An 18,862-nucleotide genomic window follows, 5' to 3' on the forward strand; every position below is an offset into this window, starting at 1 on the left:
ATCTAGCGGCTTCTTGTCAGACATAGGTCGTGGGGTGTCGGGCGAGAGGAGATGCTTAATGTGCGGCATCGATCCAATCGCCGCATCAATTCGCCCTGATCAATTCGCGTGAGGTCTCAGGGCCCGAGCTGACATGCAAATACGCCAAACTGTCTCTTTAGCGGGTCCGACGGCTGGCATTGAAGGCCTTCGATCGGCTGTCCCCTGCGGTCGATCGGACACCAAGAGGCGTCGGTACTGGTCCAGTTGATGCCACGATCAAAAAACGTCGGTGCATCGAATCTCGCCTCGATCACCATTTTTCCTTCCACATTCATGAAGCCCCAATGCCCGCCCGATTGGGCCGGGACCAAGCCATCCTCGAGGCGAATGCCCATCCGTCCCTCTCGCGGTTTGATTAGCCAGGAGCCATGGGCATCAAGGATGCCGCGTTTACCCCCCTCGAATGCCATGGCCATATCAGGCCTGATGTGGCAGATGCGTTCGAAAGGCTGCTTGGTGATCCATGCACCGGTCGAGGCATCGATGATGCCGTTCCTGTCGTCCAGCCGCGCTAGAACCGAACCATTCGGCAAGCCTGGAGAGATCGCATCGAGCGTGGGTTCTATGGCCCAGGTGATGTCAGTTCTCAACAATCCGAATTTGTCCCCAAAACCGGCGACAGCAAGAGAGCCGACGAAAGGGCCGGCACGGTCAAACCGCTGTGCCGTCATCGGCGTGAGATCGGCTGCCGCATAGGCAAATTTACCGCTGATCTTGAGGATATAAGGTCCGTCGCAGGTCACCGGCCTCGATAGCTCACCCTCCTGCGGCTCGATCGACTTGCCATTCTCATCAAGAATTCGCGGCTGCCTGTCGATCTCCCCGACAATGCGTCCATTGGCGCATCGCCCGACCGAAAAATCGAATAGGGGCGGGACAATGAGCTTGGCGTTTTCATCGAGATAGCCATGCTTCTTCTCGTTCTGAATGTCCCACGACCATGGCGCAGTCCCCTTCAGAGATATGTTTTCGTATTGGGGCTGGACGACCCATTCGCCGGTGCGATCTACCAGGCCCCATCGGCCGTTCAGGCGGGCTGGGGTAAATTTCGCGCCGTGTACAAATTGATGGACGTTCTCGAATTTCGGCTCGATCTTGAGGCGTCCCGCGCGATCAATGAAACCCCAATGGTCATCGACCTTTGCGGGGGCCATCCCATCAACAAACGAACCAAGCTGCTGGAATTTTGGTTCGATCTCCCAGCTTCCGTCGGGACGTATCACACCCCATCCTGAATCGACCCTCGCCAGCATGAGCGCCGTACCTTCGGTGTCAAAAGGCAGGATCGCGTTGGGAGACGGCGGAACAAGCCAGGCGCCGGAGCGGTCCACGAGGCCCCATTTGCCTGTCGCAGTGACCGCTCTGCTGTCGGCGATCGCGCCGACGAACTCGAAAATCCCATGGCTGAACTGCTCCGTGCCCGCGATGCCTCCTGACGTGGTCCGGCCCTCGGTGGCAAAGAAGACCTTCTCGGTGAAGGGAATGACGTAGCCAAACTTCGGCTCGAGCGCGGTGTTGCCGTCGAGGTCGATCAGACCGGATCGGCCGCCGACGTCGATCTGCGCAAATCCGTGCGAGAAGCGATCTGCAATCGGATATTGCGGCTTTGCGATCACATGACCGCTTGTGTCGACATAGCCATAGCGACCATTCGATCGCACCAGCGCGCGCCCTTCATGGAAGGTATCGACCCAATCGTATTCGGCCGGCACAGCAAGCGTGCCGTCGCGGTTCACCGCGCCGCAAAGCCCATCAGGAAATCCGCACGAGGGCAGTGGGAACGAAGGGGGCAGGCCGAAGCCGTTTGTGCCCCTGTTGGCACGAGCCACCGCGGCGTCGAAAATGACCTTCCCGGCAGGAAGGAGAAGAGCGGAGGGGCGATCAACAGACTCCGGTCGTGAAACGTCTTGCGCATGCGAGGCGCTCGCGACGGTGACCAGCGCGAGTGCCGCAATAACGGCGGCCACCCGGCATCTTCCAAAGCTTCCCATTGGGCGATGTCTCCTCCTGCTTCAACCTCAGGTATGAGACCATCGTGGCGAAATACGGACGGCTCTTATGCGTTGGCGGAGGCGTTCCGCGTCCGCGATCCGCTCAGGACTAGTTCGACTTCGCGCCTTCCTTGGCGTTCTCCGCCGTCGGCGCTTCGGCGGGTGCGGGACGTTTTCCGGTGCCGGTGATGCGCTCGATCGCGGAGCGCACCGCGTCGCCCGGCTTGCGGTCTTTCAGCATGTCGAGCAGGGGCGCAGAGGCCGGCGAGCGGCGGATCAGGCTTTCCGGATCGGGGAAGACGAGGGGGTCGTCCCAGGGGCCCTGCACCACGAAGGGCAATTCGAACCCCGACGCGCTGTTGAGGCTGGCCACGCCCTTCATGTCGTATTCGCGGGTCGGCACCGAGGCGGTGCCGGTCATCGTGATCTTCGCCGCCGGTCCTTCGACGCGGATGTCCTCGGCGGTGGCGATGCCGTCGGAGAACTTCACCGCGATGGTGAGATTGTCGTAAGGGGTCGAGCCGTTGCGGAAATTGCCGCCGCCGGACAGCGGCCGCCGCTCGAGCCGCTTCAGGAGCTGCTCGGCATTGAAGCCCGCGATCGCGCCATCATGCCCGGTCACGGTGGCGCTGCCGTCGAGCGACTGTACGAGGCCGAACGGGCTCGAGCCGGACGCGACGAGCGAGACGTTGATGTTGCCGCGCCCGGACAGCTTGTTGATACCGAACAGCTCGGAGGCGCAGGCCTGAAGGTCGACGTCGGTGAACTGGAATTGCGCCTTGATGTCGGCCACGGTGTCGGAGCGCGCGATGCCGAACGAGCCCTTGGCGATGCCGCCATAGACCTGGGCCTCGCCGACCGAGAGCGCCAGCGTGCCGTTGCGCAGATTCGCGCCGATCGCGGTGCGGCCGAGTTTCGACGCCCCGACCGTCAGCTTGGCGGCCGACAGGCGCATGTCGAGGTCGGTGGTCGACAAGGCGTTGAGATCGAACAGCTGCCTGTTCCAGTCGCGCGCGCCGCTCGCGAGCAGGCGGAAGGTCGAGATATAGGGTGTGAAGTCGAGCGCGTCAGCTGCGAGCGTCGCCTGCAGCGTCTGCCGGCCGTTATTGGCGTAGGTCATCACGCCCTCAGCGGTGTTGCCGTCGAGCTCGACATTGACATTGGTGAGCGCGATCGACGCGCCGACGACATTGGCCCGCGCCTTCAACGCGAAGCGGCCGAAGCCGCCGCTGGCGGGCTGCGGCTGGCCGGTCCAGCGTAGCGCGTTGCGCAAGGACGGGCTGTCGATGGTGAGCGTGCCCTCCATCATCGGGCTGGTGCGGTTGGCGACGCTGCCGTCGAAGGCGAGCTTGAGCGGTGCGCTCGCGATTCGCGCCTTCAACCCCGAGCGCTCGCCGGAGAGCGCGGCGACGAAATCGGCAAAGCTGATCGAGCCGTCGACCCGTTCGCCGCGCCAGTCGAATTGTCCGGTCGCAGCGAAGGAGCGCGAGATCGAGGGCCAGGCCAGCGAGAGGTCGATGTCCTCGAACTTCTCGGTGCCGTGCATGGCGGCGTCCTCGTAATCGAGCACGCCGTCCTGGATCCGGATCTCGGAGAACGACACTTGATTCTCGGCGCCGGGCTTCATGGTGCGCGCGATGGTCTGGATGAACGGCGTCCAGTTGCTTTCGCCGTCCGGCTTCAGGCTGACATGGATGCGCGGCCGCAGCAGCGTCAGGTCGGCGATCTCGAACCGTTGCAGCAGCAGCGGCAGCAGCCGCAGGTTCGCGGTGAGCACGTCGACATGGAGCGCGGGATCGCTGGTGCCGCCGCCCTTCAGGCCGACGTCATGGAAGGAGATGTAGCTTGCCGGCAGCACCGAAATGTCGATCGCGCCCGCGACATTGACCTCGAGCCCGGTGACGTCGCGGATCTGCGTTTCCACCGCCTTGCGCAGCGCGTCGCGGTTGATGAGCCATGAGGTCGCGATCAGGGCGATCAGCGCCACGCCGAGCAGCGCCGCGATCGGCGTCCCGAGGCGCTTCATTCCTTGGGCCATGGTCAATGGCATGTCCTGATCGAGTTGGTCGCTGGAGCCAGAAGGCGGGCCGGGAAACCTGCGCGCCCCACGCCCAAGACCTATTGTGTTAAGTGCCGCAACTTGATGGGTTTTCTTGTCGCTTTCAAGGCCGCGGGAACGGTTGCGCCCACGGCTTGGGCAGCTTCTATCACCCAGGGGTGGAGCGGAGAACCCCGTATCATTGACGGCTTCGGACGATTTCGCCTAATAATCGCCGCCACTAAGGCGCGACGCCTGCAAGCCGAAGGTTCACTCGAAGGTAATTTGCATGAACAAGGTCTATCCCGACGCCAAGTCGGCTCTCGAGGGTGTTCTGAAAGACGGCATGATGATCATGTCGGGCGGCTTCGGCCTTTGCGGCATCGCCGAGACGCTGTCGGACGCGATCCGCGACTCCGGCGTCAAGGACCTGACGGTGGTCTCAAACAATGCCGGCGTCGACGGCATTGGCCTCAGCCGCCTGCTCGAAACCCGTCAGATCAAGAAAATGATCTCGTCCTATGTCGGCGAGAACAAGCTGTTCGCCCAGCAATTCCTCGCCGGCGAGCTGGAACTCGAATTCAATCCGCAGGGCACGCTGGCCGAGCGCATCCGCGCCGGCGGTGCCGGCATTCCGGCCTTCTACACCAAGACCGGCGTCGGCACGCTGATCGCCGAAGGCAAGGAAGTGAAGGAATTCGACGGGCAGAAATACCTGATGGAGCGCGGCCTGTTCGCCGACCTCGCCATCGTCCACGCCTGGAAGGGCGACACCGCAGGTAACCTCATCTACCGCAAGACCGCGCGCAACTTTAACCCGATGATGGCGACGGCCGCCAAGGTCACGGTGGCCGAGGTCGAGCATCTGGTTCCGGCCGGCGAACTCGATCCCGACCACATCCACACACCCGGTCTTTTCGTCAAGCGCATCGTCGAGGTCGGAACGGCCAAGAAGCGCATCGAATTCCGCAACACCCGCCCGCGCACGGCAGCTTGAGATCAGGAGACTAAGATGGCCTGGACCCGTGAACAGATGGCTGCGCGCGCCGCGAAGGAACTGCGTGACGGCTATTACGTCAATCTCGGCATCGGCATCCCGACGCTGGTCTCGAATTACATCCCCGACGGCATGGACGTCAGCCTTCAGAGCGAGAACGGCATGCTCGGCATGGGCCCGTTCCCCTATGAGGGTGAAGAGGACGCCGATCTCATCAACGCCGGCAAGCAGACCGTCAGCGAGCTGCCGTCGACCTCGTACTTCTCGAGCGCGGATTCCTTCGGCATGATCCGTGGCGGCCACATGGATCTGTCGATCCTCGGCGCCATGCAGGTGGCCCAGAACGGCGATCTCGCCAACTGGATGATCCCCGGCAAGATGGTCAAGGGCATGGGCGGCGCGATGGATCTCGTCGCCGGCGTCAAGCGCGTGGTCGTGGTGATGGAGCATTCGGCCAAGGACGGTCCAAAGCTCCTGAAGCAATGCAATTTGCCGCTGACCGGCGAGCGCGTGGTCGACATGGTCGTGACCGACCTGGCCGTCTTCACCATCGACAAGCACGGCAGCGGCGGCATGGCGCTGATCGAGCTCGCCGACGGCGTCTCGCTCGACGAGGTCAAGGCCAAGACCGAAGCCGAATTCCGCGTCGCGCTGAAGAACACGTAAGGTTTTCGCGAAGGGGCGCGCATGACGATACGGTCTGCGCGTCCCGAAGACGCCGATTTCATCGCACAAACCATCCTGTCATCGCAGCGCGGCTACCGGCCGCGCGGCTGGTTCGACGTTGCGCTCGGTTGGCCTGAAACACAGTGCCGCGCTTTCATCGCGCGCGTCGCAGTCGCCCGCGCAGTGTCGATGTGGCACGTCTCGCAATTTCTGGTCGCCGAGATCGATGGCAAGCCTGCTGCCGCCTTGTGCGCGCTACCGGCGGCCGGCACGGGACCAGCGGCTTGGCGTGCGATCGAAGAAGTCGCAGCCGCGTCCGGGCTCGCCCCGGCAGAGCTGGAGGCCATTCGTCAACGCGCCGGCTACACGCGCGCCTGCTGGGTTCAGGGCGGCGAGGGCGATTGGATGATCGAGTATGTCGCGACTGATCCCGCCTATCGCGGCCGCGGCCTGGTGCAGTCACTGATCGCGCATGCGCTGGAGAAGGGGCGGGCAGCTGGATTTGCCCGGGCGACGATATCGTTCCTGATCGGCAACGAGCCCGCCGAGCGCGCTTATGCCAAGGCCGGCTTCGTCCTTGCCGAGGAGAAGCGCGATCCTGCCTTCGAGGCGATCATCGGTGCGCCGGGCTTTCGCATGTTCGTGCGGGCGATCTGAGCACGCCGCGCGTGCAGTGACGGTTGAGCGCCGGGCGCGCGCCGCAATTTCGTCATTGCGAGGAGCTCTTGCGACGAAGCAATCCAGACTGTCTCCGCAGAAAGATTCTGGATTGCTTCCGCCTTCGCCGAGGCTTCGGCGGACAAGTCGCTGCGCTCGCAATGACCGAATATGAGGCGCCGGCGTCGATCTTCCCTCGCGTTTAGATCCGCTACGACCTCGCTGCCCACGTCTTGCTCCACCGCGCCGACACGCTTGCGACCCAGGACGTTTCCTCTCGAACCAGGCGGAAGCCGAGATTGGCGGGAGGGACGCCCTGTGCGCAGCCGCCCGCGCGGGCGTCGCGGATGAAATCGGTGACATAGGCGCGGTGCGCGCCTTCGGCGACGCGCACACCGCAGTTCACGGTGGGACGGCCGGCATTGCCGGCTGCGTCGATCCGCGAGCGCACGAAGCAGGTCGAGGTCCACTCCCAGACATTGCCGGCGAGATCTTCGATGCTGTGCTCGTTCACACCGAACCTGCCAAACGGATAGGTCGTCGTGTCGAAGAGGTCGCGTTCGGATTCACGTTCATAGCGGCCGATCCAGCGCTTCGATGGATCTGTTGCGTCCACCGGAAGGCCGTCATCCCTGAATCGGGAGCCGGCCGCAAAGGCCCATTCCACGTCGCTCGGCAGGCGGTAACTGTGACCGGTCTTGCGCGAGAGCCAACCCGCATAAGCCTCGGCATCATGCCAGCTCACCTGCACCGCGGGTCGATCGGAGGCGATTGCCACGCCGCGATCAAGCGCGCGGCAAGCGCCCTCCTGCACGCAAATCTGATAGTCGGATGACGAGACCTGATGCCGCATGATGTACAGCGGCCTCTCGAAGCGCATCGCGCGCAGCGGCGCTTCCGCCTGCTGCCCGGCACGCGTGAAATCGCCGGCCTCGCGATAGGACAGGCTGCCTGGCGCGACCCTGACGATGGCGGGCTCCGTCGCAGCGCCGTGGGTCCCGATCTCCGACACGAGCGGCGCCACCGCGATCGGCCCTGCAAGCCCGGCGGCGCAGGCGAGCAGCAGTTTCAACTTGAATGCGATCAGCATGGTCGTTCCCCAAGGAAAAGGGGCCGGTCATTCACCGGCCCCTCGTCGCGTCTAGTTGGTGTTGGGGGCCGGGATATCGGCAGGGGCCTTCACCTGCGTCATCAAATCGTCGTTCCACTTGCCTTCGACCTTGAAGTGCGCGGTGGCGCCGAGGTCGGCGGCTTCGATCAGATTGTGCGTGACATAGGCGTAGATGCCGGGCTGCATGAACTTGTACAGCGCAGCTCCCGCCGAGCCGCCGCGGATGAACCACGTCTCAAGCCCGGTCTCCGGCGCGTTGGAGAACTTGCCGGTCTCCCAGACATAGTCGCCATGGCCGCCGATCAGATGCGGACGGCTGTCGCGATTGGCCTGCGAATGCACGATCAGCACGTTCTCGCCGACATTGGCGGTCAGCGCATTCTTGCCGGTGAGCGCGCCGACCTTGCCGTTGAACACGACATGAGAGGGGATCAGCTTCTTCATCACCTCTTCGGTGTCGGTGAAGGCTTCGCCCGGCGATTCATAGGACTTGAAATTGCCCTTGTCGTCGCGCGGCACGTACATGTCCTGCTCTCCGACATAGTAGATCTTGTCGTATTTCAGTGCGTGGCCCTTGCCGTCGTTGAGGCCGTCGCGCGGCAGCACCATCACGGCGCCGTTCATGCCGGAGACGACGTGCCAGGGGATCATCGGGCCGCCCGGTGCGCAATGGTAGACGAACACGCCGGTTTTGGTTGCCTTCCAGCGCAAGACGACCTGCTCGCCGGGATTGACCAGCGTGAGCGCGCCGCCGCCGAGCGCGCCGGTCGCGGAATGGAAGTCGATGTTGTGCGGCATGGAATTGGTTGCGGGATTGACCAGCGTCGTTTCGACGTAGTCGCCCTCGTGCACGACCATCATCGGACCCGGCATCGACCCGTTGAAGGTCATCGCCTGGAAGGTGGTGCCCTTCTCGTCGATGACGACCTTCTTCTCCTCGATCGTGAGTCGGAACTCTACGATCTTGGGACCCTGCTTGGTCGCTTGCTCATGCGCGTGCACGAACGGCGGAGCGACCAGCTCGACCTTCTGGCGCGGCAGTTTGAGATCATCGGCAGCCAAGGCGGGTGTCGCCAGCATCAGGGCGGTTGCGGCGGCGCTGATCAATGCGGCTCGGCGGGTGAACATCGGAAGCATCCTTCATCTGAAATGGTTTTGATGACGGAATGCAGTGTGCGCCGATCGCGGCAAGTGTGTTTGTGCTGCGACAAGCTTTTGCCGAATTCGCCTCCGGTAAAATCCTTAGGAGTTTGTCGAAGATCGCATCGGCGATACGAAATACGTGACGACTCGCGACGTCAGTCGCGTCGGCCGCAAATCGTTCGCATGTTCAGCTGCGTTTATTGCGAATGGATTGTCGTCGATTAGAGCAACTGGATCGCAATCCAGACCGTGCCCCAAACCGCGAGCGACAGCGCGGCGAAGACCGCGGCCGTGATGACCATCACGCGGACCACGTGGCCGGCGCCAACGGTGGGCGTGGAGGGGACGGGACGAAAATCGTCGAAGCGCGGGATATGGCCGCGAACGCCGGTGAGCCACAGAACGAGATCGAGCGCGAACGACGCCATAACCTATCTCCAGAGGGCAATAATCAAATGTCACCATGGCTCCGATCCCGTGCTCGGACTTTGAGCGAGCGCAAGGTTTCGCACCCGAAAACGAGTAATTTCGTGCCATCCGGGATGCGCTGCCCCGCTGCGCAGCATTGATTGACGAATGGGTAAGATATGAGGGCCGATCTTGCGGCGAGCTACGGCGAAGAACGATTGCCGCGCTACACGAGCTACCCGACCGCACCGCATTTCTCGCCGGAGATCGGCGCGGGGGCCTGCGCCCGCTGGCTGGCGGAGCTCCCGGCGGCGGCCAGCGCGTCGCTTTATCTGCACGTGCCGTTCTGCCGCGAGATGTGCTGGTATTGCGGCTGCCATACCCAGATCGTTCGTCGAGACGGTCTCATCGCGGCCTATCTGCGTACGCTGCGCAGCGAGATCGCGCAGGTGTCCGAGACGATCGGCCGGCGCATCAAGGTCGAGCACATCCATTTCGGCGGCGGCACGCCGACGATCATGGCGCCGGAGGCTTTTGCCGAGTTGATGGCGGCGATGCGGCAATCGTTCTTCGTGCTGCCGTCGGCCGAGATTGCAGTCGAGATCGATCCCCGCACGCTGACTTCCGACATGGTCGAGGCGATGCGGCTCTCCGGCGTCAATCGCGCGAGCCTGGGCGTGCAGAGCTTCGACCCTGTCGTGCAGCGCGCGATCAACCGGGTGCAGAGTTTTGAGCAGACGGCTTCCGTGGTCGACATGCTCCAGCACGCCGGCATCAAGGGGATCAACTTCGATCTGATCTACGGACTGCCGCACCAGACCGTTGCCTCGTGCCTGGATACGGTGCGACGTTCGCTCGAGCTTGGGCCCGACCGCTTCTCGGTGTTCGGCTACGCGCATGTGCCTGCTTTCAAGAAGCACCAGCGCATGATCAACGAGGCCGTGCTGCCCGACGGCCTTGCGCGCCACGACCAAGCCTGCGCGATCGCCAATGCGTTGAAGGAGGCCGGCTACGTGCAGATCGGGCTCGATCATTTCGCGCGACCCGGCGATTCCATGGCCGTGGCCTTCGAGCAACGCACGCTGCGGCGCAATTTTCAGGGCTACACCACCGACCAGGGCGAAGTTCTGCTCGGCTTCGGCGCGAGCGCGATCGGACATTTGCCGCAGGGCTATGTCCAGAACGAGGTGCAGATCGGCGCCTATGCGCAGAGCATCGCCGCCGGCCATTTGGCCACCGCGAAAGGCTATGGCCTCACCGACGACGACCGGCTGCGCGCCGACATCATCGAACGCATCATGTGCGAGTTCAGCGCCGATCTCGGCGATATCTGCGCGCGTCATGGCGCAGAGGCCGGGGCAATGCTGAAATCGGCGTCGCGTCTGAAGCCGCTGATTTCCGACGGCGTCGTGAAACTCGACGGCGCCCGCATCGCAGTCGCCAAGGACTCCCGCTTTCTCGTGCGCAGCGTCGCAGCCGCGTTCGACGCGCATCTGGATCCCGCGAAGCAGTTGCACAGCCGGGCGGTGTAGTCCCGTCATTCCGGGGTGCGCCACTTGGTGCGAGCCCGGAATCCATTTCACCTCTCGGTCTGCTGCCCGATGGATTCCGGGCTCGCGCTTCGCGCGCTCCGGAATGACAAGCAGCTTGCGCTCCAACAAAGAAACCGCCGCCCGCTCTGCTATCGTGGTTTCGGAACGGAGTTGTTGTCCATGCCTTTTGGATCCGACGATCTGGTCGATGACATCATGCGCACGGCGCCGCACACGATCCGCGTGTTTCTCGCCTTCAGGATGGCCTGCGTGGGCTGTCCGATCGCAACCTTCCACACGGTCGATGACGCCTGCCGCGAGCATGGCATCGATCGCGACAAATTCCTCGCCGCGCTGTGTGACCGCGTGCCGGCGTGAACCGATCTGGAATTCGCGCGGGCTGCGCGCGGATTCCCGGGTGAGGGGCGCTTTCGCCGTAAGCGGAAGCGACGCTCACCCCTGGCCTTAAGCCGCGCCGCTGTCAGGGCTCCGCTCCGCCAGCACGACGATGCCATGCGGATCGCGCAGGATGATGCGCTGACGGCCGCTCTCGACCAGCCCCTGCTGTTCCCAGCCGCTCAGGATGCGGCTCACGGTGTGCAGCGTGGTGCCGGTCATCTGCGCGATGTCCTGGCGGCTGATCGGGAAATCGATCTCGATGCCGTGGTCGAGCTTCTTGCCGGATTGTTTGGCGAGGCGCAGCAGCGCATGCGCGACGCGCTGCTCGACCTGCTGGGTCGACATTTCCAGGATTCGGGTGTGGCTCTCCTGCAGCCGCGTGCCGACGGTTTGGAGCGTGTTGGCGGCAAGCGAGGGAAATCGCTCGACCAGTCGCGGCCAGGCCGAGGTCGGCCAGATCAGGGCGACGCTGTCGTCGACCGCGATCGCCGTGGCCGGATAGCGCGCGGCCCCGATCGCCATCGCGAGACCGAACGTCTCGCCCGGCGAGACGTAGCGCACCACGATCTGCTCGCCGCTCGGTGTGGTCTTGGCTGCGCGAACATGGCCGTGCAGCAGCAGGAAGAAGGATTGCGCGTCCGCACCCTGCTCGAAAATGGCGCTGTTCTTGGGATAGCGCACTGAGCGGGCCTCGCGCAGGATCTCCTCGAGGTCCTCCGGTTTGACACCCCCAAACAGCGGCAAATGCGCAACCAACGATGTGTCGACCTTGGCCATTCTGCCTCCTTGGCGCTGGAAGTGTGATGACACCTGCAATCGTCAGGGTGTTTGCGATAGCTCAAAAACGAGCCGGCCGGACGGCAGTATTTTTCCAGGCGACGATTTGAATCGACTGGAGTTGACCCATGGCTGGCGCCCGATCCCGCAACTTTGAGGGCTGGCCGCTGTTTGCGAACAGCTTTCGGCCCTTTTTCCTGCTCGCCGCCATCCAGGCTGGGCTTTCGATCCTGGCCTGGCTGCCGATGTTCTACGGCGAATTGTCGGTGACGTCGGCTTTCGCGCCGCGCGATTGGCACGTCCATGAGATGCTCTACGGCTTCCTGCCGGCGGTGATCACGGGATTCCTGTTCACGGCGATTCCGAACTGGACAGGGCGGCTGCCGATCCAGGGGACGTCCTTGGGCGCGCTGCTGGCGGTCTGGCTCGCCGGCCGCGTCGCGGTGACGCTGTCCGCCGATATCGGCTGGGCGTTTGCGCTTGCCGTCGATGCCGCCTTCCTGACCTTGGTCGTCGCTGCAGCAACGCGCGAGATCATCGCCGGCGGCAACTGGCGCAACCTTCCTGTGGTGGTGCTGGTGCTCGTGCTGCTCGCCGGCAATGTCGGCTTCCATCTCGAAGCGCATTATGCGGGTGCGGCCGATGTTGGCATCCGCGTCGGCATCGGCGTGGTCGTGCTGATGATCTCGCTGATCGGCGGCCGCATCATCCCGAGCTTCACCCGCAACTGGCTGGTCAAGTTCAACCCCGGCCGCCTCCCGGTGCCATTCGGACGCTTTGACGGTGTGGTGATCGGGTGCAGCGCAATTGCGATCATCGCGTGGATTGTGGCGCCGTTGAGCACCCTCACCGGCGTGGCGATGGCGCTTGTCGGCGGGCTCCATCTGGTGCGGCTCGCACGCTGGGCCGGTGACCGCACATTCCGCGAGCGGCTGCTCCTGATCCTCCATATCGGCTATGTCTTCGTGCCGCTCGGTTTCCTCCTGCATGCCTTTGCCGTCGTCGGCGAATTGCCGCCGAGCGCGGGCGTCCATGCCTGGATGGCCGGCGCGGCCGGAACCATGACGCTCGCGGTGATGACCCGTGCGAGTCTCGGCCATACTGGACAGGCGCTGACAGCTTCGCCGGCGACACAGGCCATCTATGCCGCGATCATCGTTGCGGCGCTGGCGCGGGTCGCGGCGGTGGTTTGGCCTGCGCACAGCGATGCGTTGCTGCACCTTGCCGCCTGCGGGTGGATCGTTGCGTTCCTCGGCTTTGCCATCGCGTTCGGCCCGCTGCTCGCCGGCAGCCCTCGCCGCGCCCTCGCCATCATGGGCGTGCCCGTCCCGGCACGCTGATTCAAGCTGCGGTCGCCACGGTCGACGATTTCAATGGCCTGACGCCTTTGCGCCATGCGGTGATGGTGCAGCCGAAATGGCCGCGGAACCAGCGGGCCATGGCGCTCTGCGCGGAGAAGCCGAGCTGCACGGCGATGTCGGCCAGCGGCCGGCCGGGATTATCGATCAGCTGGACCACGAGATCGGCGCGCTGCGCGTCGAGAATCGCCGAGAAGCTGGTGCCGGCTTCGGCGAGGTGCCGGTGGACGGTGCGGCGGGTGCAGGCGAGGTGCTCGGCGACGCGCTCGACCGTGCAGTCGCCGCCGGCGAGCAGGAGACGCACGACCTCGTCGACCTTCTCCTCCCAGCTTGCCGGCCGCGTCTCGATCGCCTCGATCCGCTTGCGCAGATAGCTCGCGATCAGCGGATGCGCGCTCGGGATCCGGCGCTCCATGTCGTGCGCCGACAACAGGATCGAATCGTCCTCCGCATTGAAAGTCACGCGGCAGCCGTAGAACTCGCGGTAGCGCTTGCGGTCGTGCGGCGGTGGGTAATGCAGGTGCACTTCCTGCGGCCGCCAATCGCTGCCGAACAGCGACTGGATGATGCGGTGGACGCTGCCGAGCGCCATGTCGATCGACTGGCGCGGCGCGGTCGGCTGTCGGCCGCGCAGGTGCAGCGTGACGGTCACGGTCTGCTTGTCGCGGGTGACGTCCAGCTTCATGCCGTCGTGATGGATCGGGATGAAGCGCGAGAAGGCTTCGATGGCTTCACCTACCGTCGCCTGTTCGCGCACGATCAGGCCGACCGCGCCGAAATTGGTCAGCCCGCCGCGCTCGGCAAGCCGCAAGCCGAAATCTTCGGCTCCGGACGCCTCTGCCGACAATTCGAGCAGACGTCGCAGGCCGGTGACGGCAATGGGCGTATCGGGCTTGTCGAGGCAGGCCAGCGGCAGCCTGACCTTGCGCATCATTTGTCTGGGGTCGAGCCCGACCGACCGGGCGACCTCCGGGTAATAGCTCAAGCCCGCGCTGCGAATGAGGTCGGTCATGCGAACCGTTCCTGCCAGCCATTCCCGCAGATGTCCCGAAATGTAAAGTTTATGTCCCGATCCGTCAAATCCGGGAACCGGGTGGAACATACATAAGGGAAACCGAAGCACGGGCGTGAATGCCGTGCATATGACGGCGCGGCGCGACGAGGCCCCGCTGCTGTCTCGGACCATTTGACCAAAAGACATTGCTGGATCGGAATTATGCCTGGGAACATGCTTTCCAAGGGTGAGGTATTCGTCATCGACACCGATGCCGCCTCCCGCGAACAACTTTCCACCGCGCTCCAACAGAGCGCATACAACGTGATCTGCTTCGCCGACGGCGCGTCTCTGCTCTCGGAGGCCAAGGCGCGGATGCCGGCCTGCGTGCTGCTGGAGATGCCGCCCGATCGCTCCGGTCTCGACGTGCTCAAGCGCCTGCGCGAGGAAAACTGCATGGCGCCGGTGCTGGTGACCGCGACAAACGGCAGCATCGCCATGGCGGTCGATGCCATCAGGAGCGGTGCGGCCGACTTCATCGAGAAGCCGTTCCGCACCCGCGACATCGTCGACCGGATCGATGCCGCCATCGACGAGTTCGCGCAGCCCGGCTCCAACCGGCAGCGCTGGTTGCCCGGCTGCGAACCCCTGACCGCGCGCGAAGGTGACGTGCTCGAGCATCTCGCCGCCGGCCTGACCAACAAGGAGATCGCCCGGCGCATGCATCTGAGCGCACGGACGGTCGAAGGCTATCGCGCCGGCATTCTGAAGAAGGCGGGCGCCAAGAACGTGACAGACCTGCTTCGCCGCATTTTCGGCCAGGGTTCGTCCGCTCAGGATTAAGGGCTCTGTCGCGGCCGACGACCCGTTCCGGGCCCCGCTGCCGCCGCGGCGGCGCCCCACGGAAACCTCAATCGAACCAGTTCCTTCCCTGCCGCGTCCAACCATGTTGGCGAGGCATTGGATCGCGCGTCCGGCTGGCGGCGGCGATGACTTGGAGGAGGGACTTGATGCGCATCACCGCAAGATGTTTGGCAACGACGAGCCTGGTTCTGGTGACCACGGCCTTCGCGTCGTCGTCATGGGCTGCCGAATTGGACGCCACATCGGCCATCGATACCGTCACGGTTTACCCTGATGGCGCGACCGTCACCCGCGTCATCGCGGTGGACCTGCCGTCTGGTGACTCGACGCTCATTGCCAAGGACTTCCCGCTTGGTCTCGACACCTCCTCGATCCGGGTGGAGGGTGAGGGGGGAGCGAAGCTCACCATCGGCACGATCGATGCGCGAACGCCACGTGCGGCGCCGGTCAATCTGCCGGAGCTGGACAAGCGCATCGAGGCGCTGAATGACCAGCGCGCCGACCTGCAAGGCGCGATCGACTCGGCCAATGCGCGGCGCAAATTCGCGGAGCATTTTGCGGAAGCATCGCCCGCCGGCATCGGCGACAAGGGCGAGGCGCGGCCGATTGCCGAATGGCGCACGGCCTTTGCCACCGTCGGGGAGGAAATTGCGAGCGCCGATACCGCCGTTCGCGACGCCACGCGCAAGATGCGCGAGATCGATCGGCAGATCGGCCAGCTCGAAATCGAGCGCAAGGCCAAGCCGCCGAGCAAGCTCGAAGTCCGCATGGACATCGCCGTGCCGGCAGCAACCAAGGCGACGTTGAGGGTCACCTACAATGTGCGCAATGCGCGCTGGCTGCCGCTCTACGACGCCCGCCTCGACACCGGCGCGAAGGATCGCAAGCCGCAGCTCGAATTGGTTCGCCGTGCCGAAGTCACGCAATCGACCGGCGAGGACTGGTCCAACGTCACGCTCGGCGTCTCCACGGTCCGCATCGGCCGCGGCGGCAGCGCGCCGGAGCTGAATTCGCTGGTCGCGCAGTATCCGCAAGTGCCGAAGCCGCGGGCGCTGGGTTCGCTTTCGGATTCGGCAATGCCTGCGGCGGCGCCAATGCAGCGTAAGATGGAAGCTCCGGCTTATGCCAGCCGATCCAGGGAAGATATTGCCGAACGCGCCGAAGAACAGCAGGCGGTCGCCGAGATCGGCGACTTCCAGGCCACCTACAAAATTCCCGGCCGCGTCAGCCTCGCCCCCGCCGAGGGCGCCAAGAGCCTGCGCATCGCCTCGATGACCGTGCCCGCCGATCTCATGGTGCGCGCGGCTCCGGTGATGGATCCCACCGCCTTCCTCGAAGCCAGCTTCAAGCAGGCCGACGACACGAGCCTGTTGCCAGGCAAGGTCGCAATCTATCGCGATGGAACCTTCGTCGGCCGCGGCAAGCTCTCGGCTTCGGCCAAGGACGATATCGTGCGGCTCGGCTTCGGCGCCGACGACAAGGTCAGGATCGAGCGCGCGGTGCTCAAGCGCAACGAAGGTTCGGCCGGTCTCCTGGTCACGACGTCGAAGACCGACGAGCGATCGTTCAAGACGACGATCCGCAACGGTCACGACTTCCCGATCAAGGTCGCGATCGAGGATCAGTTGCCGGTCAGCGAGAACGAGGACATCCTCGTCGAGATGTTGCCTGCGACCACGCCGCCGACCGCAAGCAACATTCGCGACCGGCGCGGCGTGCTGGAATGGTCGTTCGACGCCAAGCCCGGTGAGGTCAAGGACATCAATTTCGCCTGGCGCATTCGCTGGCCGAAAGACAAGAGCATGGTGATCGTGCCGGCGGGTTGATGGGCGGCGCCGAAGTGCGATGCTGTCTTAGCTCGCGCTCGCTCACTCCCTGTCATGCCCCGCGAAGGCGGGGCATCCAGTACGCCGCGGCGTCACGATTCAATCGCTGGCGCCGCGGATTACTGGATCGCCCGGTCAAGCCGGGCGATGACTGTGTTGAAAGAGCGTCAGCTTACTTCGCCTTCAGGAAATCCGCGACATCGAGCAGCATGAACTCGTCGTCGTCGGCCTTGTTGGGATCGCGGCTGGACGAGAACGGCAGATTGTTGTCGTTGCCGACGATGATGTGGGTTTCGTCGACACGATCGACGTTCTCGATGGTGAAGAACGGGAAGGTGTAGACGCCATCATTGAGCGGCTTCTTCGCCTTGTTGTCGGGATCTCTGATCTTCAGGAGGTCGATGTAGCCGATCTTGCGCACGGGCTTGCCGACATTGGCGTCGGTGAGCTCGATCTTGTAGACGCGCTTGAACTTGGCGACGTCGGGGAAGCAGTTCTCGCCGCGGGTGCCTTGCGGGCAGGCCTTGTCGGGCGTGCCTTCGCCGTTGTCGCGCTCGATGATCAGACCGCTCGCCCGGTCGATCATGTTGAAGTCGCCGATGGCATTGCCGTTCTGCTCGAAGACATACTGCCAGTAGCGGCCAGTGAACTTTTCCGCGGCGACGTCGAATTCGAGGATGCGCGAGGCTTCCTTGCCGTCGACCTTCTCCCAGTCTTTCTTGTCGGCGTCCCACAGCGGCCCCTCGAGCAGGCCGTAGAGAAACTTGCCGTCTTTCGAGGAGGCGAAGCCCTCATAACCCTTGGAGCGCCGCAGGTTGACGTTGGTGTAGGTCGCGCCCGGCGCGCCCGGGGTCGTCACCGCCCAATGATCCGGCGAGCGCACCGGCTTGCCGTCGGCAACCGTCTCGAACAGCCCGAGGATCTTGCCTGATTTGTCGGCCTCCAGGATATAGGGGCCGAATTCGTCGCCGATCCAGAAGGTGTCGCCGATGATCTGAAAACCTTCGGTGTCGAAGTCGGAGCCGGTGAGATAGCGCTTCTCGGTATCTTCATGCACGATGCGGAACGGCACGCGTCTGTCGGGGTCGTGCAGGAACACGGTCTCCAGCCGCTCGATCTTGCCACCGGCCCAATCCATCTTGTAGCGGTTGAGGTACAGCATGGAATCCGGCGAATTGGCGCGCGCGCCCATGCCGTTGTCGGTGACGACCCAGAAGGTGCCGTCGCCCATCGACTTGATGCCGGAATGGCCTTGCAGCGGCTGGCCCTTGAACGGCAGCGACAAGCCGGTCGCCCGCTCATAGGACTTGCCCATCACCGTGCCGAGCGCGTCGACGCGCTTTCCGGTGGTGTATTTGCCGGAGGTCTTGAGATCGGCGGGCGCATCAGCCGGCGCGTCGATGAACGTGGCGGCCGGCATCACGACGTGGCCGGCGAGCCTGGCCGGGAATTCGCCTTCGCTCTGCGCGAGCGCGGAGCTCGCGGTGAGAATGATCGTTGCGACGGTGCCAAGAAAAGTCGCGCGCATGTGCGTCTCCTGTTAACGGAGGCCGTCTTATGCGGACCGCGCATTGCAGTTTTGTGAAACCGGGCCAAACGCCGCGGCCGACGGTCATTTTTTTAGCGGTGTGGGAATCTCAAAGCTGACGGACTTGCTGTCGATCACGTGGTGCGTCGGATCTGCCAGCTCCAACAGGACCTTGTGGGGTCCTGGCTTCAGTCCGACCACGATCACGGTCTCGCCACTGGCATCGACAAAATGCCACGGCGCATCGTCGACCGTGATATGGACGTGGCCAATGCGCGGCGATACGTCGAGCGCGCCCTTGCCAAACACCGGCACGACGCGGAGATTCTCCGTGGTGTACTGGATGAAGACGAGACCCTGCGCCAACTGGTCGGCGAGCGGCGGATCGACGATCAACCGCGCAGGCGCCTCATTTTCGATCGCGACCAGTGGCGATGGGCCGCGCACGTCTCTGGCGGTTTGGGCGACGGCGGCTGCTGCGAACAAGGTGGAGGCCGCCAGAACGGCCATGCAGTCGAGAGCGGCATACAT

17 protein-coding genes are annotated in these 18,862 nt (G+C 64.1%); 8 read left to right on the top strand and 9 right to left on the bottom strand.

Translation table 11 applies throughout. From position 1 onward, the window contains the following. Positions 1–116 precede the first annotated feature (116 nt). Both ABIB80_RS08170 and ABIB80_RS08175 read right to left on the bottom strand, forming a co-directional pair. Complete coding sequence (locus ABIB80_RS08170; RefSeq protein WP_198288254.1) at positions 117–2,009, bottom strand: WG repeat-containing protein; 1,893 nt, start codon at positions 2,007–2,009, stop codon at positions 117–119. A gap of 133 nt (positions 2,010–2,142) precedes the next feature. Continuing rightward, positions 2,143–4,071 carry an AsmA family protein gene (locus ABIB80_RS08175; protein WP_007596239.1) on the bottom strand — a complete coding sequence of 643 codons (1,929 nt, stop codon included), beginning with the start codon at positions 4,069–4,071 and terminating at the stop codon, positions 2,143–2,145. Positions 4,072–4,360: 289 nt separating this feature from the next. Between ABIB80_RS08175 and ABIB80_RS08180 the strand changes: the two genes are divergently transcribed. The 3 genes from ABIB80_RS08180 to ABIB80_RS08190 are packed head-to-tail and all read left to right on the top strand — an operon-like array spanning position 4,361 to position 6,391. Then, positions 4,361–5,068 carry a CoA transferase subunit A gene (locus tag ABIB80_RS08180; RefSeq protein ID WP_007596238.1) on the top strand — a complete coding sequence of 236 codons (708 nt, stop codon included), beginning with the start codon at positions 4,361–4,363 and terminating at the stop codon, positions 5,066–5,068. Between the two features lie 15 nt (positions 5,069–5,083). Then, the gene (locus ABIB80_RS08185) at positions 5,084–5,734 is read left to right on the top strand and encodes a CoA transferase subunit B (RefSeq protein ID WP_007596236.1); all 651 of its coding nucleotides are present in this window, start codon (positions 5,084–5,086) and stop codon (positions 5,732–5,734) included. A 21-nt stretch (positions 5,735–5,755) separates the two neighbouring features. Further along, positions 5,756–6,391, top strand: coding sequence for a GNAT family N-acetyltransferase (locus ABIB80_RS08190; RefSeq protein ID WP_007596234.1), 636 nt, complete (start codon positions 5,756–5,758; stop codon positions 6,389–6,391). Between the two features lie 211 nt (positions 6,392–6,602). On the opposite strand, the gene ABIB80_RS08195 is transcribed toward ABIB80_RS08190, so the two are convergent. The 3 genes from ABIB80_RS08195 to ABIB80_RS08205 all read right to left on the bottom strand — a co-directional run bounded on the left by ABIB80_RS08195 (position 6,603) and on the right by ABIB80_RS08205 (position 9,073). After that, positions 6,603–7,481 carry an SUMF1/EgtB/PvdO family nonheme iron enzyme gene (locus ABIB80_RS08195; protein WP_007596232.1) on the bottom strand — a complete coding sequence of 293 codons (879 nt, stop codon included), beginning with the start codon at positions 7,479–7,481 and terminating at the stop codon, positions 6,603–6,605. 51 nt (positions 7,482–7,532) lie between these two features. Continuing rightward, positions 7,533–8,630, bottom strand: coding sequence for a copper-containing nitrite reductase (gene nirK, locus ABIB80_RS08200; RefSeq protein ID WP_007596231.1), 1,098 nt, complete (start codon positions 8,628–8,630; stop codon positions 7,533–7,535). A 236-nt stretch (positions 8,631–8,866) separates the two neighbouring features. Then, entirely contained in the window at positions 8,867–9,073 is a 207-nt protein-coding gene (locus tag ABIB80_RS08205; RefSeq protein ID WP_007596230.1) for a hypothetical protein, read from the bottom strand. Positions 9,074–9,232: 159 nt separating this feature from the next. On the opposite strand from ABIB80_RS08205, the gene hemN reads away from it, so the two are divergent. Together hemN and ABIB80_RS08215 are read left to right on the top strand one after the other, a co-directional pair. Continuing rightward, positions 9,233–10,585 carry an oxygen-independent coproporphyrinogen III oxidase gene (gene hemN / locus ABIB80_RS08210; RefSeq protein WP_354127182.1) on the top strand — a complete coding sequence of 451 codons (1,353 nt, stop codon included), beginning with the start codon at positions 9,233–9,235 and terminating at the stop codon, positions 10,583–10,585. Between the two features lie 180 nt (positions 10,586–10,765). Beyond that, positions 10,766–10,963, top strand: a complete 198-nt coding sequence (locus tag ABIB80_RS08215; RefSeq protein WP_007596228.1) for a DUF1858 domain-containing protein — start codon at positions 10,766–10,768, stop codon at positions 10,961–10,963. An 87-nt stretch (positions 10,964–11,050) separates the two neighbouring features. Here ABIB80_RS08215 and ABIB80_RS08220 read toward each other — a convergent pair whose 3' ends face one another. After that, positions 11,051–11,761, bottom strand: a complete 711-nt coding sequence (locus ABIB80_RS08220; RefSeq protein ID WP_007596227.1) for a Crp/Fnr family transcriptional regulator — start codon at positions 11,759–11,761, stop codon at positions 11,051–11,053. 128 nt (positions 11,762–11,889) lie between these two features. On the opposite strand from ABIB80_RS08220, the gene ABIB80_RS08225 reads away from it, so the two are divergent. Beyond that, entirely contained in the window at positions 11,890–13,101 is a 1,212-nt protein-coding gene (locus ABIB80_RS08225; RefSeq protein WP_007596225.1) for an NnrS family protein, read from the top strand. 1 nt (position 13,102) lies between these two features. On the opposite strand, the gene ABIB80_RS08230 is transcribed toward ABIB80_RS08225, so the two are convergent. After that, the gene (locus ABIB80_RS08230) at positions 13,103–14,131 is read right to left on the bottom strand and encodes an AraC family transcriptional regulator (RefSeq protein WP_007596223.1); all 1,029 of its coding nucleotides are present in this window, start codon (positions 14,129–14,131) and stop codon (positions 13,103–13,105) included. A 204-nt stretch (positions 14,132–14,335) separates the two neighbouring features. Between ABIB80_RS08230 and ABIB80_RS08235 the strand changes: the two genes are divergently transcribed. Both ABIB80_RS08235 and ABIB80_RS08240 read left to right on the top strand, forming a co-directional pair. Then, positions 14,336–14,956, top strand: a complete 621-nt coding sequence (locus tag ABIB80_RS08235; RefSeq protein ID WP_007596222.1) for a response regulator transcription factor — start codon at positions 14,336–14,338, stop codon at positions 14,954–14,956. Positions 14,957–15,123: 167 nt separating this feature from the next. Beyond that, a complete protein-coding gene (locus tag ABIB80_RS08240) occupies positions 15,124–16,803 on the top strand; it encodes a mucoidy inhibitor MuiA family protein (protein WP_007596221.1) in 1,680 nt (559 codons plus the stop codon). 172 nt (positions 16,804–16,975) lie between these two features. Here ABIB80_RS08240 and ABIB80_RS08245 read toward each other — a convergent pair whose 3' ends face one another. Together ABIB80_RS08245 and ABIB80_RS08250 are read right to left on the bottom strand one after the other, a co-directional pair. Next, positions 16,976–18,331: an esterase-like activity of phytase family protein gene (locus ABIB80_RS08245; protein ID WP_007596220.1), complete on the bottom strand. Its 1,356-nt coding sequence runs from the start codon at positions 18,329–18,331 to the stop codon at positions 16,976–16,978. 84 nt (positions 18,332–18,415) lie between these two features. Beyond that, positions 18,416–18,862 (bottom strand): DUF6130 family protein, encoded by a 447-nt coding sequence (locus ABIB80_RS08250; RefSeq protein WP_007596219.1) that lies wholly within the window; start codon positions 18,860–18,862, stop codon positions 18,416–18,418.

The organism is Bradyrhizobium sp. i1.15.2 (assembly GCF_040548425.1).
Classification (GTDB): Bacteria; Pseudomonadota; Alphaproteobacteria; order Rhizobiales; family Xanthobacteraceae; genus Bradyrhizobium; species Bradyrhizobium canariense.